This window comes from Peribacillus sp. NPDC076916, from assembly GCF_050269675.1.
Classification (GTDB): domain Bacteria; phylum Bacillota; class Bacilli; order Bacillales; family DSM-1321; genus Peribacillus; species Peribacillus aracenensis.
This window is the reverse complement of record NZ_JBNNIU010000002.1, coordinates 176,633-202,140: the sequence shown is the minus strand read 5'-3', so window position 1 is coordinate 202,140 and position 25,508 is coordinate 176,633. Positions and strand designations below refer to the sequence as shown.

Annotated in this window: 22 protein-coding genes; 1 reads left to right on the top strand and 21 read right to left on the bottom strand. The window is 41.8% G+C overall.

Annotated elements, in window-relative coordinates; genetic code table 11:
• The 7 genes from ACQKFG_RS05960 to ACQKFG_RS05930 all read right to left on the bottom strand — a co-directional run bounded on the left by ACQKFG_RS05960 (window position 1) and on the right by ACQKFG_RS05930 (window position 10,911).
• Window positions 1-1,911, bottom strand: coding sequence for a methylmalonyl-CoA mutase family protein (locus ACQKFG_RS05960; protein ID WP_427557042.1), 1,911 nt, complete (start codon window positions 1,909-1,911; stop codon window positions 1-3).
• A gap of 592 nt (window positions 1,912-2,503) precedes the next feature.
• Window positions 2,504-3,790: a dihydrolipoamide acetyltransferase family protein gene (locus tag ACQKFG_RS05955; RefSeq protein ID WP_427557039.1), complete on the bottom strand. Its 1,287-nt coding sequence runs from the start codon at window positions 3,788-3,790 to the stop codon at window positions 2,504-2,506.
• 26 nt (window positions 3,791-3,816) lie between these two features.
• Entirely contained in the window at window positions 3,817-4,800 is a 984-nt protein-coding gene (locus ACQKFG_RS05950; protein WP_101222514.1) for an alpha-ketoacid dehydrogenase subunit beta, read from the bottom strand.
• A gap of 12 nt (window positions 4,801-4,812) precedes the next feature.
• A complete protein-coding gene (locus ACQKFG_RS05945) occupies window positions 4,813-5,808 on the bottom strand; it encodes a thiamine pyrophosphate-dependent dehydrogenase E1 component subunit alpha (RefSeq protein ID WP_427557034.1) in 996 nt (331 codons plus the stop codon).
• 24 nt (window positions 5,809-5,832) lie between these two features.
• On the bottom strand, window positions 5,833-7,254 hold the full coding sequence (gene lpdA, locus ACQKFG_RS05940; RefSeq protein ID WP_427557032.1) for a dihydrolipoyl dehydrogenase: 1,422 nt from the start codon (window positions 7,252-7,254) through the stop codon (window positions 5,833-5,835).
• Between the two features lie 133 nt (window positions 7,255-7,387).
• Window positions 7,388-8,485, bottom strand: coding sequence for a branched-chain amino acid dehydrogenase (gene bcd, locus ACQKFG_RS05935; protein WP_260284656.1), 1,098 nt, complete (start codon window positions 8,483-8,485; stop codon window positions 7,388-7,390).
• A 368-nt stretch (window positions 8,486-8,853) separates the two neighbouring features.
• Entirely contained in the window at window positions 8,854-10,911 is a 2,058-nt protein-coding gene (locus tag ACQKFG_RS05930; RefSeq protein WP_192205446.1) for a sigma-54 interaction domain-containing protein, read from the bottom strand.
• A 205-nt stretch (window positions 10,912-11,116) separates the two neighbouring features.
• On the opposite strand from ACQKFG_RS05930, the gene ACQKFG_RS05925 reads away from it, so the two are divergent.
• Entirely contained in the window at window positions 11,117-11,353 is a 237-nt protein-coding gene (locus ACQKFG_RS05925) for a DUF2627 domain-containing protein (RefSeq protein ID WP_192205447.1), read from the top strand.
• Between the two features lie 43 nt (window positions 11,354-11,396).
• Here ACQKFG_RS05925 and ACQKFG_RS05920 read toward each other — a convergent pair whose 3' ends face one another.
• The 14 genes from ACQKFG_RS05920 to ACQKFG_RS05855 all read right to left on the bottom strand — a co-directional run bounded on the left by ACQKFG_RS05920 (window position 11,397) and on the right by ACQKFG_RS05855 (window position 25,491).
• Entirely contained in the window at window positions 11,397-12,131 is a 735-nt protein-coding gene (locus ACQKFG_RS05920) for a glycerophosphodiester phosphodiesterase (RefSeq protein ID WP_342614142.1), read from the bottom strand.
• An 83-nt stretch (window positions 12,132-12,214) separates the two neighbouring features.
• Complete coding sequence (locus tag ACQKFG_RS05915; RefSeq protein ID WP_342614143.1) at window positions 12,215-12,394, bottom strand: hypothetical protein; 180 nt, start codon at window positions 12,392-12,394, stop codon at window positions 12,215-12,217.
• A gap of 233 nt (window positions 12,395-12,627) precedes the next feature.
• Window positions 12,628-13,419, bottom strand: coding sequence for a sporulation transcription factor Spo0A (gene spo0A, locus ACQKFG_RS05910; RefSeq protein ID WP_427557026.1), 792 nt, complete (start codon window positions 13,417-13,419; stop codon window positions 12,628-12,630).
• Between the two features lie 330 nt (window positions 13,420-13,749).
• Window positions 13,750-15,042, bottom strand: coding sequence for a SpoIVB peptidase (gene spoIVB, locus ACQKFG_RS05905; protein WP_427557023.1), 1,293 nt, complete (start codon window positions 15,040-15,042; stop codon window positions 13,750-13,752).
• Between the two features lie 161 nt (window positions 15,043-15,203).
• Window positions 15,204-16,919, bottom strand: a complete 1,716-nt coding sequence (gene recN / locus ACQKFG_RS05900) for a DNA repair protein RecN (RefSeq protein WP_427557020.1) — start codon at window positions 16,917-16,919, stop codon at window positions 15,204-15,206.
• A 22-nt stretch (window positions 16,920-16,941) separates the two neighbouring features.
• Complete coding sequence (ahrC, locus tag ACQKFG_RS05895; RefSeq protein WP_034308279.1) at window positions 16,942-17,391, bottom strand: transcriptional regulator AhrC/ArgR; 450 nt, start codon at window positions 17,389-17,391, stop codon at window positions 16,942-16,944.
• Between the two features lie 327 nt (window positions 17,392-17,718).
• The gene (locus ACQKFG_RS05890) at window positions 17,719-18,546 is read right to left on the bottom strand and encodes a TlyA family RNA methyltransferase (protein ID WP_192205453.1); all 828 of its coding nucleotides are present in this window, start codon (window positions 18,544-18,546) and stop codon (window positions 17,719-17,721) included.
• Window positions 18,547-18,550: 4 nt separating this feature from the next.
• Window positions 18,551-20,443 (bottom strand): 1-deoxy-D-xylulose-5-phosphate synthase, encoded by a 1,893-nt coding sequence (dxs, locus tag ACQKFG_RS05885; protein WP_192205454.1) that lies wholly within the window; start codon window positions 20,441-20,443, stop codon window positions 18,551-18,553.
• Between the two features lie 247 nt (window positions 20,444-20,690).
• On the bottom strand, window positions 20,691-21,584 hold the full coding sequence (locus tag ACQKFG_RS05880; RefSeq protein ID WP_192205455.1) for a polyprenyl synthetase family protein: 894 nt from the start codon (window positions 21,582-21,584) through the stop codon (window positions 20,691-20,693).
• 1 nt (window position 21,585) lies between these two features.
• Complete coding sequence (locus tag ACQKFG_RS05875) at window positions 21,586-21,819, bottom strand: exodeoxyribonuclease VII small subunit (protein ID WP_034308286.1); 234 nt, start codon at window positions 21,817-21,819, stop codon at window positions 21,586-21,588.
• Window positions 21,816-23,168 carry an exodeoxyribonuclease VII large subunit gene (xseA, locus tag ACQKFG_RS05870; protein ID WP_260284664.1) on the bottom strand — a complete coding sequence of 451 codons (1,353 nt, stop codon included), beginning with the start codon at window positions 23,166-23,168 and terminating at the stop codon, window positions 21,816-21,818. Before xseA ends, ACQKFG_RS05875 begins: the two co-directional genes overlap by 4 nt.
• Window positions 23,169-23,314: 146 nt before the next feature.
• The gene (gene folD / locus ACQKFG_RS05865) at window positions 23,315-24,190 is read right to left on the bottom strand and encodes a bifunctional methylenetetrahydrofolate dehydrogenase/methenyltetrahydrofolate cyclohydrolase FolD (protein WP_192205457.1); all 876 of its coding nucleotides are present in this window, start codon (window positions 24,188-24,190) and stop codon (window positions 23,315-23,317) included.
• 69 nt (window positions 24,191-24,259) lie between these two features.
• Entirely contained in the window at window positions 24,260-24,652 is a 393-nt protein-coding gene (gene nusB / locus ACQKFG_RS05860; protein ID WP_098369841.1) for a transcription antitermination factor NusB, read from the bottom strand.
• A 434-nt stretch (window positions 24,653-25,086) separates the two neighbouring features.
• Window positions 25,087-25,491 carry an Asp23/Gls24 family envelope stress response protein gene (locus ACQKFG_RS05855; RefSeq protein ID WP_222620245.1) on the bottom strand — a complete coding sequence of 135 codons (405 nt, stop codon included), beginning with the start codon at window positions 25,489-25,491 and terminating at the stop codon, window positions 25,087-25,089.
• Between the last annotated feature and the right edge of the window lie 17 nt (window positions 25,492-25,508).

Below are 25,508 nucleotides of genomic sequence, written 5' to 3'. Positions count from 1 at the left end.
TTAGTTCACCCCAAGATTCTGCAATAATTCCGATAAAATGGATATTGCATTTGTTTTAACATGGACAAAATCTTTAACTCCGGCTTCAATTAGTGTAATCTCCAATTCTTCTTTTTGCTTGCCGGCACAATAAATAGTGATTTCAGGGAATTGCTTTTTAATTTCTTTAATGGTGGCTGGTGCGAATTCCGAATAGTCAGCATCACTGCCGCAAACACAATAGATAGGGAGCTTGGTCGCAGCTACATAATTGACTGCTTCCTCCACGGTTTGACACCCCTTACTGCCGTTCGTTTCAATACCACCTGCTGCAGCAAGACTTTTAACGAAATCTGCACGAGGTTTAAAGGATTTGAGATTTTTCAAATTAATCAAACCAATAGTTGGAGCCGTTCCATTTATTTCTTTATACTTTTCACTGCGTAGTCTTAACTGTTCGAACTGAATGGATACCCGATTCAAGTCAAGTGGGGTAATGCCCACCGGCTTCTCAACGTTCATATATGACACATGGTTATTCCGTGTCGGGGTTTTAATCTTATCAGCTGGATTCGGATAAACATTCGTTCCGATGATGCTTTCTTTTCTGAAAGCCGCATTTTGGACTCTTCCTTGGTAAACTTCAGCTATTTCTTTTTGAAGGGTGCCTTGTTTAATTAGCTCAAGTATTCCTCCAGCTGCATCGATTTCAAGGAATTTCGCCCAAGCCTTTTCAGCCAATTCATCCGTTAGTTGCTCAACATACCATGAACCGCCAGCAGGATCGACCACTGTTGTTATATTTGTTTCTTCTTTTAAAATCAAGTGAGTGTTACGGGCAATTCTTTCTGAAAAATCATCGGTTTCACCAGTTGCATGTGTGAATGGATGGATTTGAAGGTATTGAATGCCTCCAATAGCTGCAGCGAAAGCCTGATTTGTGGTCCGAAGAATATTGACATGCTGATCATAAAGCGTTTCTGTCAACTCGGAAGTAACGGCATGTATCTCCATTTTAAAATGATCCGATGCCGTTTCGAAAGCTTCTGCAAGTCCTGCCCAAAGCCTTCTGGCAGCCCGCAGTTTAGCGATGGACATGAAGTAATTTGAATCCAAAGCAAAAGAGAATACTATTTTTTCGGAAACAGAAGCAATGGAAAGCCCTTGTTTTTGACCTTCCAATAGATATTGGACGGCAGCCGCTAAACCATAAGCTATTTCTTGTACGGCATTAGCTCCCCCATTATGGTAGACTGCCGTATTAATCAAAACTGTTTTTAAATCCCTGCCTACACTCTGATAATCTTGGATCGTCTTCAGCCAGTCTGCAAAATAGTTATCCGTATCTTCTGGCAGCTGACCGCAAATGAGCCATTCTGCAATGGGATCTTCAGCAATAACGCCTGTCAATTGGGTATTTTGTGCTTCGGCTACCGCCTTGAATTGAGGGAATAATCCTTTTTGTTTCCCCTTTAGGTCAATGAAAACCGGAATTCCTTTTAACGGGATATCCTTAAACAATTTTTCTGCCCTTGCGCCCTCGGCAAGCAATCGTGCAGGGTATGCCACGACATTTTGACCGCGTTTGAATGAAGCCTTCATCTTTTCATTTGCTTCTTCAGCCGTGATACCGCTTACAGGTTGAACGACAAGCCAAGGTTTTTCGTGATATCCCGTTGGGGAAGTTCCTCGGGTGAAAGGGAAAAATCCTGGTAATTCAGCTTCTTTTTCCGTTGAATCCTCCGTTTCTGTATAGAGCGGTGATAAAGTGATGCCCTCATATGTATTCGTTTTTAATTTTTCTACACTTTTCCCTTTTAAACTTGTTTCCGCAGCTTCTTTCCACTCTTCAAAAGAAGGCTTAGGAAAGGTTATATTTTTTACATCTTTCAGTTCCATCTGTAATCGCTTTCTTATCTTCTGCCGCATCATAAGCCCTGTCCTTTCATTGGGAGAACGAACGCTCAGTCAGTTTTGGATAAGAAAACCACCCTCCCGTCAATTTGTTCTGGATTACACTAACATTCTACCATAATTTTCTTTAAATTTAAGAAAATAGAAATTAGAAAATCGGTTATTAGGGAAACCACTAGCCTGTTTCACCTTTTTTAAATCAAGTACAGCCGCTGACCTGTATTAGAACAGCCCTTAATAAAATAATAGCAAAAATAAAATTTTTGTCGATGTTTTTCTACGGAAAAGAGAAATGACAGTGTCTGAACTTTGGCGAATCAATAGCTGCTGGATTAAAAGATGGTCAGGACCCCCCCTCGTCACCATAGTCATTGTTTCTATCATTTTTTTAAAAAAAGGTGATTGGAATGGGTGTGCAAGACTCCAGCAGGAATGGCGCGTCCAAGGAGAGACCCCATAGGCGTCAAGATTGCCAAGGGCAACCCGCCCGGGAAATCGAGTGCGGAGTTCCAATTAACATGAAAATTGTACCAATCAAAAAAACTGTAGGCAAACCCGATTTTCATCGAGTTTGCCTACAGTCTGAAGGTACAACTTTCCGGTCATCCTTTTAGTATATGGAAGTGTTATCTTTGGAAATCTTTTCGATGATTTCTTTAACCCTTGCAAGGAATCGTCCGCATACCAGTCCGTCCAAAACACGATGATCAAGTGATAAACAGAGATTCACCATATCTCGTACTGCAATCATATCATTTATGACCACTGGACGTTTTACAATCGTTTCAACTTGTAAAATGGCCGCCTGTGGATAATTGATGATTCCCATGGACTGGACAGAACCGAATGAGCCAGTGTTATTAACAGTGAACGTACCACCTTGCATATCCTCCGCTTTTAACTTACCCGCCTTCACTTTGGATGCAAGTTCCTGTATCTCCCTTGCTATACCTTTGATTGATTTTTCATCGGCATTTCTAATGACCGGTACAAATAAGGCATCTTCGGTTGCAACGGCTATGGATATATTGATTTCTTTCTTTTGTATGATATTTTCGCCTGCCCACATCGAATTGAGCTCTGGAAATTCCGTAAGAGCTTGAGCAACCGCTTTGACGAAAAAGGCAAAGTACGTTAAATTATAGCCTTCTTTTTGTTTAAACTCGGATTTAAGATTATCACGCAACTTCACCATATTGCTTGCATCAACTTCCACCATCGTCCAAGCATGCGGAATTTCGTGCTTACTTTTCAACATATTGGATGCAATTGCCTTACGGATGCCGGTAACAGGTATTTCCTTGTCCCCAGCCGCAGTCGGCATGTTTGGTACTGGACTGGTTTGACGATTAACTTGAGGTGCGTTCTCTACAGGAGACGAATCGGATATTGCGGAAGGCTCATCCGCCTTAGGAAGATTCCCTGATTCAACAAGTTTCAGTAAATCTTTACGGGTGATCCGTCCCTCATTCCCCGTTCCTTTAACTTTTGAAAGATCGATTCCATGCTCCTGGGAAAGTTTTAACACAGCTGGCGAATAGCGAGCTTTCCTTGATGGTTCGGCCGACGCTTGCTGCACATCTCTTATAGCAGGTGCATCAACAATTTCCTCACTATGAGAAACTTGCCCAGCATTTCCGTTATCCGTCTTTGCCGCTTCAACTTCAATCGAGCAAATGACTTCCCCGACTGCCAATGTTTGATTCTCATCCGCTTTCAATTCCTTGATGATGCCGGTGAAGGAAGAAGGAACCTCAGCATTTACTTTATCCGTCATCACTTCAGCTAGCGGGTCGTATTTCGTGACATGATCCCCGGGCTTCACAAGCCATTTACTGATGGTCCCCTCTGTGACACTTTCGCCTAATTGAGGCATCTTCATTAATTCCATAGCCATAATTCGTTCCTCCTTCTTAACAGTCATTAATACTCGGCCAATTCCCTCATTGCTTTTTCCACTTTATCAGGATTGACCATAAATTGTTTTTCCATCGTAGGCGCATATGGCATGGCAGGTACATCAGGTCCGGCCAACCGTTTTACAGGGGCATCCAAATCAAAAAGGCAATGCTCGGCAATGATGGCTGCAACCTCACTCATGATGCTTCCTTCTTTATTATCTTCCGTAACCAGTAATACTTTCCCCGTTTTAGAAGCTGCTTCTATGATAGCATCCTTATCCAAAGGGTAGACCGTGCGCAAGTCAAGAACATGTGCAGAAATTCCATCTGCAGCTAATTTTTCTGCTGCCTGAAGGGCAAAATGTACACAAAGGCCATAGGAGATGACAGTAATGTCTTCCCCTTCCCTTTTCACATCCGCCTTACCGATGGGAAGGACATAATCTTCAGTCGGTACCTCACCCTTGATCAAGCGGTATGCGCGTTTATGTTCAAAGAAAAGCACTGGGTCTTCATCGCGAATGGCAGCTTTAAGCAACCCCTTTACATCATACGGAGTGGAAGGCATCACAATTTTCAAGCCCGGCTGATTGGCAAAAATCGCTTCAACCGATTGTGAATGATAAAGAGCTCCATGAATTCCTCCTCCATACGGAGCACGGATTACCATAGGACAGCTCCAGTCATTATTAGAACGGTATCTAATTTTGGCTGCCTCTGAAACTATTTGGTTAATGGCAGGCATGATGAAATCAGCAAATTGCATCTCAGCTATCGGGCGCAGCCCATACATGGCGGCTCCAATTCCCACTCCTGCAATTGCAGATTCAGCGAGCGGAGTATCGATGACTCTTGCTTCACCGAATTGGTCGTACAAACCATTAGTGGCTTTAAAGACCCCACCTTTTTTTCCTACATCCTCTCCCAATACGAATACACGGGAATCGCGTTCCATCTCTTCCCTCATTGCCATTGTCACGGCATCTATATAAGAAATCACTGGCATTCTATTACCCCCTTACTTTTGTGCATACACATGATTCATAGCACTTTCAGCCTTCGGATATGGAGCATTTTCAGCATAATCGGTTGCTTCATTTACTATCTTCATGACTTCATCATTCATTTGTTTCTCAAGGCCATCATCCATGATTCCCACTTCTTTTAAATACGCTCCAAATGTCATAATCGAATCCTTCGTTTTGGCTTCGGCCACTTCGTCCGCAGTCCGGTAGCTTCGGTCATCATCATCACTTGAATGAGGCGTGAGCCTGTATGAAACGGTTTCTACAAGTGTAGGGCCTTCTCCCCTTCGTGCACGGTCAGCCGCTTCTTTCACCGCTCCATACACTTCCAATGGATCATTGCCATCCACCGTTATTCCAGGCATCCCATAGCCAATCGCCCTGTCGGAAACATTTTCACACGATAGCTGTTTCTCAATAGGAACGGAAATCGCATATTTATTATTTTCACACATGAAAATGACCGGTAGCTTGTGCACACCTGCAAAGTTGGCACCTTCATGAAAATCGCCCTGATTGGATGAACCTTCCCCAAACGTTACGAATGTCACCAATTCCTTACCTTCCATCTTCCCTGCAAGTGCAATTCCAACAGCATGCGGGACCTGTGTCGTTACAGGCGATGAACCAGTGACGATCCTATTTTTCTTTTGACCAAAATGACCAGGCATTTGGCGCCCGCCGGAATTGGGATCTTCCTCTTTCGCGAAACCTGAAAGCATCAAGTCTTTTGCGGTCATTCCGAAGGTAAGAACTACACCGACATCCCGATAATAAGGCAGTACATAATCCTTTTGCCGATCCAGCGCAAACGCAGCCCCAACCTGTGCAGCTTCTTGCCCCTGGCAGGAAATCACGAAGGGAATTTTCCCGGATCGGTTTAAAAGCCACATGCGCTCATCAATTCTGCGGGACAAAAGCATTGTCCGATACATATCTAAAACCGTTTCCTCATTTAAGCCTAATTGTTCATGACGTTTTTCTACCATCATAAAACCTCCTGACCTTATTCTTTATGAATGAATGGCACGTCCATCGACAGCAAGGGCCGCCTCTCCGATTGCTTCAGAAAGACTTGGGTGCGGATGAATTGTCTTGCCTATTTCCCAAGGTGTCGCATCAAGCACTTTTGCAAGTCCGGCTTCTGAAATCATATCCGTAACATGTGGTCCGATCATATGAACGCCCAGTATATCATCCGTTCTCTTATCGGCGATGATTTTTACAAAGCCATCCGCTTCCCCGAATACAAGGGCCTTACCAACTGCACGGAATGGGAATTTCCCAATTTTAAGGTCATAGCCTTCTTTGTTTGCCTGTTCTTCCGTCAAACCGACACTTGCAGCTTCAGGGCTTGAATACACACATTTTGAAATGAGCGAATAATCCAGCCGTTCCGGTTTTTGGCCTGCGATATGTTCAACGGCCGTAATACCTTCATGGGAAGCAACGTGAGCCAACTGGAGACCGCCAATACAATCACCGATTGCATAGATATGTGATTCCTTCGTTTGGAAGAAGTCATTGGTTTCAATAAAGCCTTTTTCTTTCACAATTTCCGTATTTTCAAGGCCGATTCCTTCAACATTAGCTGATCTGCCTACGGAAACCAGCATTTTTTCAGCTGTGAACTCCTCCACCGAACCCTTGACTTCTGCAGAAATGGTCACTGAATCATCCGTTTTCAGGGTTTCAGGCATAACCTTCGCACCTGTAACGAATTTGACGCCTTTTTTCTTTAAGAGACGAAGCATTTCACTAGAAATATCATGGTCCTCAGTCGGGATGATTCTATCTGCATATTCCAGTACTGTCACTTCCACACCGAAATCATTGAGCATCGAAGCCCATTCAATGCCGATGACTCCACCGCCTACAATAATCATTGATTTTGGCAGGCTCTCAAGCTTTAGAGCTTCATCCGATGTAAGCACCAATTCCCCATCAATCGCTAAACCGGGCAGTGTCTTCGGACGCGAACCGGTAGCAATGATGACATTCTGAGGAATGAGCATTTCATTTTCACTGCCATTATTCATTTCCACGGAAATTGTCCCAGGCATCGGTGAAAATATAGAAGGACCAAGTATACGCCCTAACCCTTCATAAACCGTTATCTTTCCTTGTTTCATCAAGTGCTGAACACCTTTATAGAGTTGATCGACCACTTTATTCTTTCTTTCCTGCACCTTAAGGTAGTCTACCTTTACATCCCCGGTAACTATACCGAATTCCTCACTTTTCACTGCAGTCTGATATACTTCCGCACTCCTTAAAAGTGCTTTCGAAGGGATACAGCCTTTATGTAGACACGTTCCGCCGAGCTTGCCTTTCTCCACGACAGCCGTTTTCAATCCTAATTGAGCAGCCCTTATTGCCGCCACATACCCGCCAGTTCCTCCTCCGAGGATAACGAGGTCAAAATCTTCAGCCAAAACCACTCCTCCTCACAAATACATACTATTTAATCACCATTTTTACTTGGCATATGTTTATTACGTTATCCATGTTGAAAATTCCTGTGTTTAATTAAAAAAACACAGGAATCTATATCTTGTGAAACTACAATCATTTTCTTCCATTCAAGATATGTTTTTCATTTTGCAAGAATTGGCTCCTTGAATTCCTCATGCGAGCAATTCGCTCCTCTGCCATCCTATCCGCTGCTTTATATGTTGGGATTTGATCGCGTTTTGCAATCTCGATGACTCTTTCAATTGTATCATAAACCGTTTCCACTTTCTTAAGGGCTCTTTCCCGATTATATCCTAAAAGCTCATCGGCCACGTTTATGACTCCACCTGCATTAATTACATAATCAGGTGCATATATAATACCTTTTTCATGAATTTGATCGCCATGAACAGGTTCCTTTAATTGATTATTGGCCGCACCAGCAATGACCTTCGCCTTGATTTGATTGATTGTATGATCATTTATGACAGCCCCTAATGCACAAGGTGCATAGATATCACAGTCGACTCCATAAATTTCGTCAGGATCAACTGCAGTCGCCCCAAAGGATTCAACCGCACGGGCCACGCTTTCTTTATTGATATCCGTAACGATCAGCTGGGCGCCCTCCTCATGAAGGTGACGGCATAAGTTATAAGAAACATTCCCTACACCTTGGACCGCAATCACCCTGCCTTCTAAAGAATCAGTTCCGAATGCCTCTTTCGCAGCAGCTTTCATACCGCGATATACCCCATAGGCAGTTACAGGGGAAGGATTCCCCGAAGAACCGAATGCAGGGGAAATCCCAGTGACAAAATCCGTCTCCTCATGAATGAGATCCATATCCTCAACCGTTGTACCTACATCTTCCGCCGTTATATAACGCCCATTCAGCCCTTGTATATACCTTCCGAAGGCACGGAACATTTCTTCATTTTTATCCTTACGGGGATCGCCGATGATGACAGTTTTTCCTCCGCCTAAATTCAAGCCGGCAGCTGCGTTCTTATATGTCATTCCTCTTGAAAGCCTTAAGGCATCTTCAATGGCATCTTCTTCAGATGCATACGTCCACATCCTTGTGCCTCCAAGCGCAGGCCCTAACGTCGTATCATGAATGGCAATAATCGCTTTCAAACCCGATTGTTTATCCTGACAGAATAACAATTGCTCGTAATCATACTTTTCAAGATATTTAAAAATTTCCATAAAGGAATCCTCCCTAGATGTTTTAATTCATATCAGATATGAGAACACTGAATTACTCCTCATTCTTACTTGTTACTACGTTCATTTAAAATAAAATCCGCTACTAGCATGATATTTTCCCAATGGGTAATGGTTCCCGTGAATGAACCATTCACTTTTAAATATGCAAATAACATGCCAATTAAATACATAACGCGAGCCTTTTTATCCAAATAAAGGAGATGCTGGTTAATATGTTGGGCAACTATAGCCTATAACAAATTCAAAAAAATTTCATGTTAGAAGTGGAGTCTCGCTTAAATTAAAATAAATCAGAAAATTCCACGCAGTTTTTTTCATAGTACGCAATTATTTGCGTGCAAAAATTTTCACAGTTTTAGTTTTTCAATTTTGTAATATAGATTTCTAACTGAAATCCCTAGCGCTTTTGCCGTAAGTGTTTTATTTCCCTTGTGGGTATGGAACGCCTGCTGAATGATTTCGGCTTCATACTGGTCTATTATCTCCGAGAGCGGTTTCCCCGATACGTAGCCAGAAGGCTTCATTAATAATTTCTCCTGTTTTACTGGAATCCCTTCGATAAAATCCGGAATATGTTGTATATCAATGACCGTCTCGTTCAATTTCATGAAAATGATTGCCCGTCCCAAGATGTTTTCCAGTTCCCTGACATTACCCGGCCAGTTGTAAATTTGCATTTTATGTATAGCTGCTGCTGTAATTCCCTCTATGCTCCGTCCATACTCCTGATTGATTTTATTAATCAAATGCTCTGCCAATTCTCTCAAATCTTCTTTTCTCTTTCTTAATGGTGCAATGAAAATAGGCATGCGGTTCAGCCTGAAATACAAGTCTTCCCTGAATGATCCGTTTGCGATGGCCTGTTCAAGATTGATATTCGTTGCGGCTATTACCCGGACATTGATGGGGATTGGCTTCGTCCCCCCCACTCTGATGATTTCCTTTTCTTGTAATACCCGAAGTAATTTAGCTTGGATGTTGGCTGGCAATTCACCAATTTCGTCCAAAAAGATACTCCCTTGATTTGCCTCTTCAAAAAAACCGACCTTCCCCCCCCTGCTTGCCCCAGTAAAGGCTCCTTCATCATAACCGAACAGTTCACTTTCAAGTAATGATTCCGAGATGGCTGCACAATTTACCCGTACGAATTTATTGAATTTCCTATCGCTCGCATTATGTATGGCATGTGCAAATAACTCTTTGCCAGTCCCTGATTCTCCTCTTAATAAGACAGTAGCAGGTGTTCTTGCCGATAATTTCGCCTGTTCAATGGGAAGCTTCATCTCTTCGGAAGCCCCAATTATATCATCAAAGGAATATTTAGCCTGCAATGTCCGGATAATCTGTCTTGCCCGATTCAGTTCGTGGGTCAAGGCTTGAATTTCCGATACATCATGAATGACACCAACGCTCCCTTTCAGGCACCCATCCACAATGATTGGAGCAACATTTACGATCACTTCCTTATGTTTTGGGCCGACACGCATATTGACACCCCGAACAGGCTTTTTTGTCTGAAGCACTTTCATATGCATACTTTCACCTTCGTAAATATCGATGGAAGCCGGCTTACCGATCACTTGGGTCTTTGTTAAGCCGGTGATTCTTGTATATGCCGGATTGATCAAAAGCCCCCTGCCTTGTTCATCCACAACAGATATGGCTTCATCACTGGATTGAATGATCGCCTGAAGCATCGTCTGTACCTCTTTTAAATCAGTGATCTGCTCTGCCAATTGTACAGCTTCCGTTTTATTCCTAAACATGGAAAAAGCCCCTATGATTTCTTTATCGGCATTCACAAGAGGGATCCTTGTCGTTATGAGTTCCGTCCCATTGCTAAGGGTGATTTCCTGATTTACTTCTTTTTGGTTCGTTTGCATAACTCGCAGCAAGCCAGTAGAAGGGATGAAATCTTTGATATGTCTGCCAATCACATCTTCACGCTTTGTGTCAGATGCACGTTCCGCACTATCATTGAACATGATGATGAATCCTTCATGATCAATCACCACCATTCCTTCACTGGTCGTATTAAGAATCAAGTCCATTTTTGCCGAGGCATTCTCCAATTTACTTATTAATCGATTTTTCTCTTCAAACAGCTTAGTCATAATGAGGGCGACACTTCCAGGAATGAGAATCGTTTGTTCGCCCATGTCCCTTTTTATCTTTTTATAGACAGATGGGTCTCCGGTCGTATCAAAAATGATGTCCAAATCCCGCTCCAATCCCACGCTCCAATCAGTCACTGTAGGAATACTTCGTTCATTTGCGGCAAGCATCCCTTCAGCAGATTCATTCGTATCAGCCATACAAACAATGGAGAATACTTCACTTTCCGAGAGGAGTTTCAACACGGTTGTCCCTCCCACGCCTCCCCCTACTATCATGACCTTTTGCATGAGCCATCCCCCTTAAGATATTATTACACCTTTTAATAGATCGTTCCCTGCAATTTTTTTCATACTCCCAACCATTTTATCATATTGGCTCCCTTTAAAAACAGCCACCAACTACCAGTCATTATCTTGATTCCCGGAACTTGACAAATAATTTATATCCTTTATCATTTTTTAAAGACGGAATTTTCGGAAGGGATTTGACCGCATGAAACGTTTAATCGCTTTTTTGATTCTTTTTATACCTGGTGCCTTTGCTGCCTATGGCATAAAAATAATGAGGGACATGGTATTCGGTATTTTACAGCCTCCCTATCCATTCCTTTGGCTGCAATTTTTAATAGGACTGCTCATTACGATTGGCGGAATAGCCTTTATCGCCGGCTTCATCCTTCATCGAGACCGAAAACAAAATAAGGTCCAAAGCAGGTTCACTAAATTTTAAACGTAAATAGAAGGGGCCATATCTCATATGGCCCCTTCTTTTTTTATCTTGATTTCAATCCTTCTCTGATTCGTACGGCTGCCTCGGGAAAATCGGTAATGATGCCGCTGCACCCCAGTTTGAATAACCGCTTCATCTCTGCTTCTTTATTAATGGTATATGGCCGTACAGGAACACCCATACTCATCGAAGCTTGAATTAGTGCATCAGGGGCAACCCTGATATTTGGGTGGATTGCACTACCGCCTATTGCCTTGGCATATATCCATGGCATGTATAGACCATCCCTATAAAGCGGTGCGGTTTCCAATTCAGGTGCCAATTGGTGGCAATTGACCAAACTGCAATGATTGAATGAAGAAAGGATTACCCTTTCCTCCATTTCGTAAGTGCGGATGAGCCGGATGACTTTCTCTTCTAAGCCTGGATACAGAAAAAGAGTATTTTTCAGTTCAATATTGCAAAAAAGCTGATTATCGTAAAGCCAAATAAATAGTTCTTCAAGCGTCGGAATCTTTTCTTTTCCCAATTTTCCCTTATGGGTTGCAGATGCATTAAGTTTTTTCAACTCCATCAAGGTCCGGTCTTTTACATACCCCGAGGCATTCGTTGTACGATCGAGCTTTTCATCGTGAATGATGACCACTTCCCCATCTTTCGAGAGCTGGACATCCGTTTCAATTCCGTCCGCCCCGACACGGGCAGCTTCTTTGAACGCCGCCATCGTATTTTCAGGATGAGTCCCTGCAGAGCCTCGATGCGCAAAGATTAAGGTCATGATGAAACGCCGCCTCTCTCAATAATTGTTATATCCCAATTTATGAACAGAAACAGCAAATTATTTTCATCTAGATCAATCCTTCAATCAAAATGCAGGTGATTATTTTTTGCATAGAATGTTCCTTTCGTCAAAACACCCAATTTCTTTTCCAAGCTTTTGATTTGCAAGCGGGTATCCAAGAAGGCCATTTGACCAATCGTAATTTCCCCTTCACCTTTTGATTCAGGCATGTCCATGATTGACTTCCGTTTTTCGTCCAAAACAAAAACGCCTTTTATTTATGGGATTTCCTTTAAAATCCAATAAATAAAAGGCGTTTAATTTTTTAAACCGGCGTAAAAATTTTGAAGTTGCCGATTAGAAAAAATCAAGAAGCAACTTCTTCCTGTCCCTTACCTCCAGACGGAGAGTTCCTATTTATATTTAGCGGCTCTAGCCTTTATATGGTCAATTATTACCCTGAATCCTTACAACCGGTTTTTCCCTACCCCTGTCAAGAAGCTTTATGCTCGAGGCGCAGCTTATCTGCAACCATGGCAATGAATTCGGAATTTGTAGGTTTTGCCTTAGTCATGCTTACGGTATATCCGAAAAGAGATGATATGGACTCTATATTTCCACGGCTCCAGGCCACTTCAATCGCATGCCGGATAGCACGTTCGACACGGCTGGCCGTAGTATTGTATTTTTTTGCGATATCCGGATATAAAACTTTGGTGATAGAACCCAATAGTTCAATATCATTATATACCATCGAAATCGCTTCCCTTAAATACAAATAGCCCTTAATATGTGCAGGCACTCCAATCTCGTGAATGATGCTTGTGATGCTGGCATCGAGGTTCTTCGGCTTGGATTCATTTTGGGGACGATAGCTAAATTGACTATGATTTTTTAAAACCGCCTGCCCTTTACCGCTTACCTGACGTATGTGATTGGCCAGATTTTCCATATCGAATGGTTTCAGGATGAAGTAAGACGCACCCAAATCAACAGCTTTTTTCGTTACATCTTCTTGACCAAATGCAGTAAGCATAATCACATTAGGCATAGCACCCCGTTTTACTTCACGAAGTTTTTCAAGTACACCTAACCCATCCAAATGAGGCATGATAATATCGAGGGTCAATATATCCGGATCAACGCTTTCAAGCATTCCCAGGCAATCTTGACCGTTATGTGCCACCCCAATTACTTCCATGTCTTCCTGTGCAGAAATGTATTCATCCAGAAGGCCAACAAGTTCTCTATTATCATCTACAACGCACACCTTAATTTTTTTCACGCTTGATTTCCTCCTCAACTACAATTGGTCTTTTTTTCTATATGACTAAATTCTATTGTAATTGAACTTTTCGACAATGGAAACTAAATTCCTTTTATTTTTGAAAAAATATAAGGAATTCAATATTATTCTCCGGATATCTCTTGTTTTCGACTTCGTTTGCTATTCGAATAAAGCGATTGTCGAAAAATCTTCATATCGTTATCATTTTATCACATCGTTTCAAAAAAACCTCTATTTTTTACAGAAATCAAATTTAATTCCTACCCAAAACCTCTGCTAACCATAACTTTCCATTAAAAAGGGGCATCCAAAAGGATACCCGGATTCTTAGCTTGCTTTTTCAAAATTATCTTTGTCGTATATATTTATACCGGCTTCGTTTAACATCCATTCGATATGGACTCCATACCCACTTGTAGGATCATTAACGAATACATGGGTGACTGCACCGATTAATTTCCCATTTTGTATGATAGGACTGCCGCTCATTCCTTGAACGATCCCACCTGTTTTTTGCAGCAATTCTTTATCCGTCACTTTTATGACCATACCTTTAATTGCAGGAAACTTCTGTGGTATGGAACTGACGATTTCGACATCGAATTCCTCTACTTCAGAACCGTCCACCACTGTAAGGATCTTTGCTGGTCCTTCCTTTACCTCATGTGAAAGGGTGATGGGGAGTGGCTTGTCGTTAATTCCATTTTTATAATCTTGATTTAATTTCCCAAAAATTCCAAAGGGACTATTGCGATTGATATTTCCAATTTTTTCTTTATTAGAAGAAAAGCGTGCCAATTTTTCTCCGGGATCACCATTGCTTCCTTTTTCGATGGATGTGACCGTCGATTGAACAATCTGTCCGTCCTTAACAACAATCGGCTTTTTTGTGTCCATATCGGAAATGACATGTCCCAACGCCCCATATTTTTTTGAATCCGGGTGATAAAACGTCATCGTTCCGATACCAGCTGCCGAATCACGGATATACAAACCCAATTTGTAAGTTCCTTCATTCTTATCTTTTAGAGGTAATAGGGTACTGTGGAGCACTTCATTATCACGGTTAATGACAAGATTCAACGCCTCACCCTTTTCACCTGCCTGCTGAACAAAAGGGGTTACATCCCCCATCTTCTTTATCGTCTGACCATTGATTTCTGTAATAATATCACCGATTTCAATTTTCGCTTTTTCTCCCGGTGATTTTTTCCCCTGCGCAGTATCAATAAGATGATGACCTACTACGAGCACCCCAAGAGTATTAAGCTTTACTCCAATGGATTGGCCACCAGGCATGACTTTAAAATCTTTTAACACCCTGATGTCGACCTTTTTGGCAGGCAAGCCTGCTACATCCAGTAACACTTCATTCGTACCTGGTTTCTCGGCACCAAGCGTAATCGAGGCTTGTTCATCATGAAGCGAAATTCCTTCACTGGATCTCGAAGTTTTTGCAGAAACAGGCAATGACTTGGAAATACTATATTGACTTCCTTCAAATAGTACAAGATGATTTGGAATTAAAAAATATTCACGAGATGGCTGGTATAACCCTAATGTTAATAGCGCAACAAGGAGAATTCCACCGATGATTCTGTTTATCCATATAAATTTCAATCCATTCACTCTCCTCGCTCTCTGAAACTTAATGGCTACACCTTTAATTTAGCCCTCATGACAGTCATTTATAACAGGTGCAAAAAATAAAAGCTATCCGTTTTTGGATAGCTTTACAATGAATGCTTATGATTAGTTTAATTAATCTACTTACCGGCCCTTCAAGATGTTATCTTCAGCCTTTTGGCAAGCTGGATTAATTCATTGGCATGCTGTTTAGTCAAATCCGTTATCTCTACTCCTGAAATCATCCTGCCAATTTCTTTTATTTTTTCAGTTTCAATTAACGGCTTTACCGAGGTATTCGTGCGTCCGGCCCTTACATTTTTCGCTATGAAAAGGTGAGTATCCGCCATAGCTGCAACCTGTGGCAAATGGGATATGCACAGTACTTGTGATCCAGTTGCCACTTTATAGATCTTTTCTGCAATGGATTGCGCAACCCGTCCGCTCACACCTGTGTCCACTTCATCAAAGATAATGGACGTTATGCCTTGGTGCTTGGAGAATATGCTTTTCAATGCAAGCATGATCCTCGACAGTTCACCACCAGAAGCGATTTTAGATAGAGGTTTTAATGGTTCACCTGGATTGGTGGAAATATAAAATTCCATTGAATCCAGCCCTGACTGATTGATGCCCTTATCTGACAATTCATCGAAAGTATAGGCCGTTTGAAGGAAATGTGGTTCGAAAATTGTCTTTTCCATGTATAAATCTTTTAATTCCTGATGAATCTTTTTTGTAAGCTGCTGAGCGAATTTCTGGCGAAGTTCAGACAGGTTCTTTGCTTCGACAATTAAATCTGCCTTGATGGATTTCATTTCCTTTTCAAGCTTCGCTATATGGGTTTCCCTATTTTGAAGTTTTTCGACTTCTTCTTCAATAGCGGCCCCATACTCCAGGATTTCCTCGATGGTCCGCCCGTATTTACGCTTTAATTGATTTATTTCATTAAGGCGACTTTCAATGAATTCCACTCGTTCTGTATCATAATCCAAAGAGTCTAATTGGTCACGGATGTTAGACACGGCCTCTTCAAGCAGGAAGTAGCTATTTGAAACGGTTTCAGAGCTGTTCTTTAAACCTTCATCAAGCCCTGCCGCTTCCTCCAAATTATTCATGGCTACGGAAAGCCAATCAATTGCATGCTGCTCACCATTTAAAGCATTATAACTGGTTTGCAGCGCTTCATGGATTTTTTCAAAATTATTAATTTTCTTCCGCTCTTCCATCAATTCTTCATCTTCGCGTAATTTCAAATCAGCTTTTTGGATTTCATCGAATTGAAATTGGATCAAATCAAGGCGGTGGACCATTTGCTGTTCATTTTGGCTCAAACCATTCAATTGTTTAGAAGCGGTTTCATAACTTTTATATAGCTTTTGGTATTCAGTGAGTGCAGATGCGATCTTTTCACCGCCGAATTGATCGAGCAGTGGAAGATGGAGTCGTTCGTCCATTAATTCCTGATGTTCATGCTGGCCATGGATATCTATCAACGTCCGCCCTATCTCACGTAAGATGGCAATCGTTACAAGCTTTCCGTTTACCCTGCAAACGCTTTTGCCGCTCAGTGAGATATCCCTTCGAAGTATCGCCATCCCATCATTCATATCGATGCCAAACTCTTCCGCCTTGGCAAAGACGGGGTGTTTTTCATCTTCAATTTGGAATAATCCTTCTATTTCAGCCTTCGACTCACCATGCCGAATGAACTCTGCAGAACCACGTCCCCCAACCAAAAGATGAACGGCATCTATTATGATTGACTTCCCTGCCCCTGTTTCTCCTGTCAAGACTGTCAAGCCTTTCTCAAATGAAACGGACAGGCTGTCTATGATCGCAAAATTCCTAATCGATAGTTCTGTTAACAAACTAGGTCACCTCACAACATTATTAGAGCATGTCCAAGAATTTGCCGGAAATGATCTTTGCATCTTCCTCAGAACGGCAGATAATTAAACAAGTATCGTCGCCGCCGATCGTCCCGAGTATTTCTTGCCAATTTAAATTATCAATCAATGCACAGATTGCCTGGGCATTACCTGGAAGCATCTTCATAACCAGTAAATTGTTGGCTGAGTCAATGCGTACAAATGCATCGACAAGGATTCTCTTTAATTTTTGAAGTGGATTGAAACGTTGGTCGGCCGGCAGACTGTATTTATATCTTCCATCCGTTAAAGGCACTTTTACAAGGTGGAGCTCTTTAATATCCCTAGAAACAGTGGCTTGAGTTACATTGTATCCAGCTAATTTCAATTCTTCAACTAACTCATCCTGGGTTTCGATATCATTATTCGTTATAATGTCCCTTATTTTTATATGTCGTTGTCCTTTATTCATAAGTAGAAGCACCTCTTCTCAACTGTTGCTCATTTAATGGTAATGGTTCACTTTCATTTCTTACTTAAGCAGTCTGCCCCAATATGGGATTGCTTCAATTATCAGTACGTGCAAATAGGCCGCTTTTGAAAGTGGCTAATATTAATGTTATCGGATTTTTATGCAATTGTACAACTTTTTTCTCTAAAAATGAATATAAGTCTATTATTTGTACTTACCTATTTTATGTATCCATCGATAAATGATTCAAGTACATGACGCACAATGTATAGTTAAAAAGCTCCTTTAGCCAACCATTCAGCCAAAGGAGCCCATACAAAGTTCTAGCTATTCTTTTTTAAATTGGGCATGGGCCTCTCCAACGATGTCATCAACCGTTTTCGAAAGCAATATCGTTCCATCTTCCTTCGAGCCTTGCCAGTGTAAATGAAGTAAGAATTCAATATTTCCATCACCGCCGGTAATCGGCGAGAAGGAGGCATCCTTAATATCATAGCCTTCCTTTAAAGAAAAAGAAATGATCTTATCCAACACTTGTTTATGGATTTTGGGATCACGAACAATCCCCTTTTTCCCCACTTGATCCTTCCCAGCTTCGAATTGCGGTTTAACCAAGGCAACGACATCACTATTCGGGACGAGCAAGGTCTTTAGCACCGGTAAAATTAACGTAAGCGAGATGAAAGAAACATCAATGCTTGCAAAGTTTGGCATCTCCCCATCGAGATCGGCGGGTGTAACATAACGGAAATTGGTCCGTTCCATTACTTTTACCCGCTCATCCTGTCTAAGCTTCCAGGCAAGCTGATTATAGCCGACATCAAGCGCATAAGACATTATGGCGCCATTTTGCAAAGCACAATCGGTGAACCCACCAGTTGATGAACCTATATCAAGCAGTATTTTTCCATTCACTTGTAAATCGAATTCCCTTAATGCCTTCTCAAGTTTAAGACCGCCTCTTGAAACATAAGGCATGACTTTTCCTTTGATCGTAAATTCGAGATCGACCGGCACTTTTTCCCCCGGTTTTTCATACCTTTCTTCATTCGCGTAGACAAGACCTGCCATAACCATACGCTTCGCTTTTTCACGTGTATCGGCCAAGCCTTGTTCTACAAGTAATACATCTACTCTTTCTTTCATCACTTTCATATTGTCAGGCCCTTTTTTCTTTTTTGGGTGTTATCATTTTAATCTTTTTGATGGCTGTCTCAGTCGTTAAACCGATTTCTTCAAGAAGTTCATCGACACTTCCATGTTCAATGAAATAATCAGGTATTCCCATTCGATCTATAATTGCACCATAAAATCCTTGATCATGGGCATATTCAAGTACAGAGCTACCAAAACCACCTTGAAGTACCGCTTCTTCTATTGTCAAGATTGGCATTTTTTCACCAAGGAGACTGCTTAACATGTTCTCATCCAAAGGCTTAATGAACCGGGCATTGATCACCTTAACTGAATAATCCTCTTTCTCCAGCATTTCTGCCGCTTCAAGAGCCATGGGAATCGTTGTTCCGAACGTTAAGATCGCAGCATCCGTTCCTTCTTTAAGAACTTCCCACGAACCGATTGGAATCTGCTTTAATTCGGTATCCATCACAACTCCCCAACCATTCCCACGAGGGAAACGCATAGCAATCGGACCATCATTATAGTTTAATGCTGTATTGACCATATGCTGACCTTCGTTTTCATCTTTAGGCATCATCAACACCATATTCGGAACATGGCGTAAGAAAGCAATATCGAAAACGCCCTGATGCGTTTCACCATCGGAACCAACCAATCCGGCACGATCGATCCCTATGAATACGTTCAAATTTTGACGGCAGATATCATGAACGACCTGGTCATAAGCTCTTTGCAGGAAGGTTGAATAAATAGCCAGGAAAGGTTTCATTTTTTGCGTTGCCAATCCTGCAGCAAAAGTTGCAGCATGCTGCTCGGCAATCCCTACATCATAGAAACGCTCTGGGAACTCTTGAGAAAAGCCCACCAACTTCGATCCTACGGGCATTGCAGGCGTAATCGCGACAATCCGCTCATCGTCACGAGCCAGCCTGCTGACAGTATCACTTACAAGAGCGCTCCAAGCAGGACCTTTACTAGGGGATTTCACGAAATCACCAGTCTCGATCTTATATGGACCTGTCCCATGCCAGTTCCCTGTTGTATCCAATTCGGCAGGTGAATATCCTTTGCCCTTTTTGGTGATGACATGCAACAGTACAGGTCCCTTCGTTTTCTTGGCATATCTTAAATTCTCCAGCAATTCTTCATAATTATGACCATCTACCGGTCCAAGATATGTGAAACCAAGCTCTTCGAAAAAGATTCCTGAGACCAATAAGTACTTCATGCTATCCTTCAAGCGTTCAGCTGTAGCTGCAAGTTTACCACCGACTGCAGGTATTTTTTTCAAAAGCTGCTCTAATTCATCTTTTGCCCAGTTATATTTACCTGCTGTCCGCAATCTTCCCAATATCGTGTGTAAAGCACCTACGTTAGGGGCTATGGACATTTCATTATCATTCAGGATAACGATCATGTCCTTTTTTTCATCACCGATATGGTTCAACGCTTCAAGCGCCATTCCGCCTGTTAGTGCACCGTCCCCGATTACAGGCAGAATAAAACTGCTTTCCCCTTTGATATCACGGGCAGCCGCCATTCCCATTGCAGCTGAAAGGGAAGTCGAACTGTGACCTGTTTCCCAAACATCATGGGGGCTTTCAATCATTTTCGGAAAACCGCAAAGACCTTTATATTTCTTTAATGTGTCGAACTCTCCTGCTCTGCCAGTCAGGATTTTATGGACATAGGATTGATGTCCGACATCCCATAAAATTTTATCATTCGGACTGTCGAATTCTTTATGCAAGGCTATAGTCAACTCGACGACACCTAAATTGGGCCCAATATGCCCACCCGTCACCGATAATTTTTCCACAAGAAATTTACGTATTTCCATACTTAACTCGACAAGTTCTTCATTATTCATCTTCTTCAAAAAAGAAGGGTCTTTTATAGATAGAAGATCCAAACAGGACCACTCACTTTCTGTAATTTTCGGTTTTAAGCATAAACAAAGCCTCATTAAAGAGGAAAGGATGACTAGACCGAAAAATTGGTTTTAAGTTAAAAAATAGCCGCCAACACCCAGGTGATTTCGGCGGCTTATCATACCTATTTTATCACGTATCTCAATAAAAAAATTCATTTTGATTTTCACATATTTTTGCACAATGAGTATACCATAAAACCTCAATTGATAACAAATTTAGCCACAATCAATGATTACGGTTCGCTATTAAATCAGTTAGATCATTCAACAAACCCGTTTGTAAGGTTGTTTTTCCTAAAGCGGCATGGGCAAGTTCTATATGATGTTCCAACTTTTCCTTTGCCCCTTGAAGCGTAAGTAAAGATGGATATGTACTTTTATGATTCCCCACATCACTGCCAACCGGCTTGCCGATCAACTCGACCGACCCTTCAATATCCAGGATATCATCGCGAATTTGAAAAGCAAGCCCCAGGTGGTATGCAAAGTCACGTAAATGCAGTTGCTGTTCTTCATTCGCCCCGGCTAATATAGCACCGGAAAGGATGCTTGCAGTCAATAACTTCCCTGTTTTATGTTCATGTATATACTCCAATTCCTGAAGGGTCAACTGTTTATTTTCACCTTCCATATCCGCAACTTGACCTCCAACCATTCCTTCGGCTCCGGCAGATTTCGCAATTTCACTTACCAGGTTCAGCTTCATTTCAGCCGTCACCTCGGGATCGATCATATCCGTCACCAATTGAAAGCTATATGTAAGAAGCGCATCACCTGCCAGTATTGCTACCGCTTCACCGAACACTTTATGGTTCGTCGGTTTTCCGCGGCGGAGATCATCATCATCCATCGCCGGAAGATCATCATGAATCAAAGAATATGTATGAATCATTTCAATGGCTGCCGCTGCAGGAATCCCCATCCTCAAGTTTTTTCCAAAGGCCTCCAGAACGGCAAAGACCAATAACGGGCGAATCCGTTTACCTCCTGCCTCCAGTGAATAGACCATGGCTTCTTTGACCACTGCCGGAGCTTTAAGTTTATTGACATATTCCACGGTTTCCCGTTCTATAATCGCCTTATATTCTTTTGAAAACATTTCAAAAGACTCTGTACCCATGTCATTCTTCCTCCTGTACAGCGAAGTTTTCAAGTTCCCCATCTTCGCGTAAAATTTGAGTCAACTGATCTTCAACAGCCTTAAGCTTCGAATGGCAAAGCCTTGATAAGTCCATTCCTTGTTTATATATGGAGATGGCTTCTTCCAAGGGTACATCGCCTTCTTCCAACTGCTCTACAATTTTTTCGAGATTCTCCATCGCTTCTTCAAATGTAGCTTCCTGTTTTTTTGTCATGGTTCAATCCGCTCCTTTATTTCTTTAATTTCACATTCAAGTGTTCCATCTTTTATCGAAACCGCTATCTTATCCCCTTTGGATACTTGCTGTGTACTTTTCACTAATGTCTCATCCTCAGCAAAAACCAATCCATAACCCCGTTCCATGATTTTTAGTGGACTTAGGGCAGATAAAGTGGCAGTTATATGGACGAACTGCTGTGATTTTTGCCGATAGATGGCTTCCATGGCCCTACGCAAAACCTTTGCATGCTGCTGTAATTCATCTTTCGCATTTTGCACCGCTTGTTCAGGATGCTGCTTTTTCAGAATATCGTTCAGCTGATTCAGCTCATCTCTCTTTTTCATGAAATACCGCGTGCTGGTCCTTCCTAGCCTGTCCATCGTCTTGTCTAGCTGTTCCAGCTTCTGTTCATACATTTTATGTGGATAACGGAAGGCATAAGACCTCTCCATCCTGGTCAACCGGGTTCGTTCAAAATTCACCGCTTCTTGAATGGAGCGGGTCAATCGGTTCTTGCGGTTCATCAGGCGTTCGAGTATTTCATTCAAGTGAGGAACCGCTAACTCTGCTGCACCAGTCGGTGTAGGAGCACGCATATCGGCGACAAAATCAGCAATTGTAAAATCGGTTTCGTGACCGACAGCAGAAATTACCGGTATATCGGAATCATAAATCGATTCAGCCACAATCTCTTCATTAAACGCCCATAGTTCCTCGATCGATCCGCCGCCCCTTCCGACAATGAGAACATCGCTTTCCGCCCTTGCGTTAGCCATGGAAATTGCCTTTGCAATCGATTTAGCTGCATTATTCCCTTGTACAAGGGCTGGATAAACGATGATCCTGGCAATTGGATATCTCCGCTTGATGGTTATCAAGATATCCCTTAATGCCGCTCCGGTCGGCGATGTTATGACACCTACAGACTTAGGGTACTGCGGGATCGGCTTCTTGTGTTCGGCCAAAAACAAACCTGCAGCCTCCAGCTTTTTCTTCAGCTGTTCATAGGCAAGATACAAATCACCCACACCATCAGGGGCCATGCTTTTCACATAAAGCTGATACTGTCCCCCTGCTTCATATAATGATATATCACCCTTAACAAGTACCTTCATGCCATTTTCGGGCAGGAATTTCATCCCTTTATTATTGGCGGCAAACATAACGGAGAGGAGTCGGGCTTTCTCATCCTTTAAAGTAAAATACATATGTCCGCTTGTATGTTGTTTGAAATTTGAAATTTCACCTTTTATGTATACATTTTGCAAATGGGGGTCGGCATCGAACTTCCTTTTGATGTACTTCGTTAAAGCCGACACACTCAAATATTGTTGGTTGCTCATATCATGTCTCCTTCCGATGGAAATCGGATATAAAGAAAACCGCTATAGATTACACTTGAAACTTGATCAATCCATGAATGGAAAAAAGCGGTCTCCCGTTATTATAAAACAAGAGGTCCGCTTCTTTAAAATAATTTAACGTTTTTTCAGCTTTTTATTGCTTGCTCGTACTTTTCATGTGCTTTTTGAGCAGATTTGACCGTATTCTTCATAAGCATCGTAATCGTCATTGGACCAACGCCTTTAGGAACAGGTGTAATATATGAAGCCTTATTTTTCACTTCTTCAAACGCCACATCACCGCAAAGCTTCCCTTCATCATTCCTGTTCATTCCGACGTCAATGACGACTGCGCCTTCTTTAATATGGTCACTCGTGATCGTGTCCCTCTTTCCGACAGCTGCCACAACGACATCGGCTTGCTTTGTATAATAGGCAAGATCCTTTGTCCGTGAATGACAGTATGTAACGGTTGCATTTGCATTTAAAAATAATTGTCCGGCTGGTTTTCCGACGATATTACTTCTCCCTACGATGACAACATGCTTACCTTCAAGGTCATAGTCGATATACTCAAGCATCACCATGACGCCGTATGGAGTACAAGGTAAAAAGGCATCTTGCCCCGTCATCATCCGCCCAATATTAATCGGGTGGAATCCATCAACATCCTTTTCAGGCGAAATCGCTTCAATGATCGCTTTTTCCTGAATATGTCCAGGCAATGGCAGCTGCACCAATATACCATGAATGCTGTCATCCTGGTTTAATTCAGCAATGCTCTGAATTAATTCCTCCTGTGAGAGCTCCTCAGGCTTTTTAATCAATACGGAATGCATGCCCAAATCCTCACAGGCCTTTTGCTTATTGCGCACATAAGTTTGTGATGCTTGATTGTCACCCACCAGGATTACAGCCAAACCCGGAACGATATTTTTTTCACGTAATTGTTGAACTTCCTTACTGATGTCCTGCCTAACTGACTCTGCAATTTCTTTACCATTAATGATTTGAGCTGACATGTGTTTATTCCTCCCAAGTTAATTTAGCTAAAGAAATTGCTGTGAGAATCCTTGTTCAAGGCTACAACTTTAGCTGCCGCTTTTCACCTTTACCTTGGATAAAACGGCATTTACAAAGCTGCTCGATTGATCATCACCGAATTTCTTAGCAATTTCAATAGCTTCATTCATTGCAACACTTACAGGAACATCTTCACTGTGAACCATTTCATAAACCGCGATCCGCAGTAAATTCCGATCAATGTTCGCTAGTCTTTCCAACGTCCAATTCTCTAAATTGTCCCTGATCATTCCATCAATTTGTTCTCGATTTTCCGTTATCCCCATTACTAATTTCCTGAAATATTCATCAGTTGGAGCACCATCCAATACGCTTTCCATTGCTTCTTCTGCATTCGAGTTGGCAATATCTATCTGATATAGTGCTTGAAGGGATTTTTCACGGGCTTCTCTTCTTTTCATAATCTTACTCCTTTAACATCTACTATTATATATGAAAATGCTAGAACAAACGAACATTAAATAACATTTTTTCAAAAATATTAAGATTTTCGCTATTTTTTTAAAAAATTAAGCTAAATCCCACTAAAATCAAGGCCAAAAGGTTCAATATCTTGAATCAAGATTACTTTCCAATTTAACGGCCAACACAGTCCCATACTTTTTGAAAGTGTCAAAAAGCTCATGCCTAGCTTTCATGCTCATATTTCACCTTTTACACTCTAACAGAAATCACCCTTGAATTAAAGGGAAACTTCCAGACACCGCTTTATTATGTTCATTTAAATTTAATATTATAAGCAGGCTCCAAATTAGGGTTGTCACGGAGTATACATTCAAAAAAACAAAAACCCGGCTTTTTGCCGGGTTTTTGCAGGTTTGAATCGAATGAACACTTATACTTCTTGTTCGTAATCCGCTTCTTGTTTAGCGTTTTCAAACGCAATGCCCACTACATGAATGTTCACTTCGCCAGCGTCGATAGCGGTCATATTCAACAAAGCTTCACGAATGTTATCTTGCACTTCCTGAGCAACTTTCGGAATTGAAACACCAAACTTCATGACACAATAAAGTTCGACTTTGATGGATTCTCCCGTTAAGTCCACTTTAACACCTTTACCGTGATTCTTTTTACCAAGCTTTTCAACAACACCCGTAGCGAAATTCCCGCGCATATGTGCAACACCTTCAACTTCCGATGCAGCGATACCCGCGATCACCTCTATCACCTCAGGCGCAATCTCCACTTTGCCCAGCCCACTATTATAATCATTCATTTCCAGTAATTGGCCTTCCATTTCACTCATTCAAAAGC

Bases quoted from the DNA above. Each gene is read 5' to 3' on its own strand.
- ACQKFG_RS05925 (WP_192205447.1), top strand. From the start codon at position 11,117: ATGAAACGTTTAATCGCTTTTTTGATTCTTTTTATACCTGGTGCCTTT.
- xseA (WP_260284664.1), bottom strand. From the start codon at position 23,168: ATGAGCAACCAACAATATTTGAGTGTGTCGGCTTTAACGAAGTACATC.
- ACQKFG_RS05880 (WP_192205455.1), bottom strand. From the start codon at position 21,584: ATGGGTACAGAGTCTTTTGAAATGTTTTCAAAAGAATATAAGGCGATT.
- ACQKFG_RS05930 (WP_192205446.1), bottom strand. From the start codon at position 10,911: ATGCAAAAGGTCATGATAGTAGGGGGAGGCGTGGGAGGGACAACCGTG.
- ACQKFG_RS05950 (WP_101222514.1), bottom strand. From the start codon at position 4,800: ATGCCAGTGATTTCTTATATAGATGCCGTGACAATGGCAATGAGGGAA.
- bcd (WP_260284656.1), bottom strand. From the start codon at position 8,485: ATGGAAATTTTTAAATATCTTGAAAAGTATGATTACGAGCAATTGTTA.
- ACQKFG_RS05960 (WP_427557042.1), bottom strand. From the start codon at position 1,911: ATGATGCGGCAGAAGATAAGAAAGCGATTACAGATGGAACTGAAAGAT.
- ACQKFG_RS05890 (WP_192205453.1), bottom strand. From the start codon at position 18,546: ATGAAAGTGATGAAAGAAAGAGTAGATGTATTACTTGTAGAACAAGGC.
- ACQKFG_RS05955 (WP_427557039.1), bottom strand. From the start codon at position 3,790: ATGGCTATGGAATTAATGAAGATGCCTCAATTAGGCGAAAGTGTCACA.
- folD (WP_192205457.1), bottom strand. From the start codon at position 24,190: ATGTCAGCTCAAATCATTAATGGTAAAGAAATTGCAGAGTCAGTTAGG.
- nusB (WP_098369841.1), bottom strand. From the start codon at position 24,652: ATGAAAAGAAGAGAAGCCCGTGAAAAATCCCTTCAAGCACTATATCAG.
- ACQKFG_RS05855 (WP_222620245.1), bottom strand. From the start codon at position 25,491: ATGGAAGGCCAATTACTGGAAATGAATGATTATAATAGTGGGCTGGGC.
- ahrC (WP_034308279.1), bottom strand. From the start codon at position 17,391: ATGAATAAAGGACAACGACATATAAAAATAAGGGACATTATAACGAAT.
- ACQKFG_RS05920 (WP_342614142.1), bottom strand. From the start codon at position 12,131: ATGACCTTAATCTTTGCGCATCGAGGCTCTGCAGGGACTCATCCTGAA.
- ACQKFG_RS05875 (WP_034308286.1), bottom strand. From the start codon at position 21,819: ATGACAAAAAAACAGGAAGCTACATTTGAAGAAGCGATGGAGAATCTC.
- ACQKFG_RS05945 (WP_427557034.1), bottom strand. From the start codon at position 5,808: ATGGTAGAAAAACGTCATGAACAATTAGGCTTAAATGAGGAAACGGTT.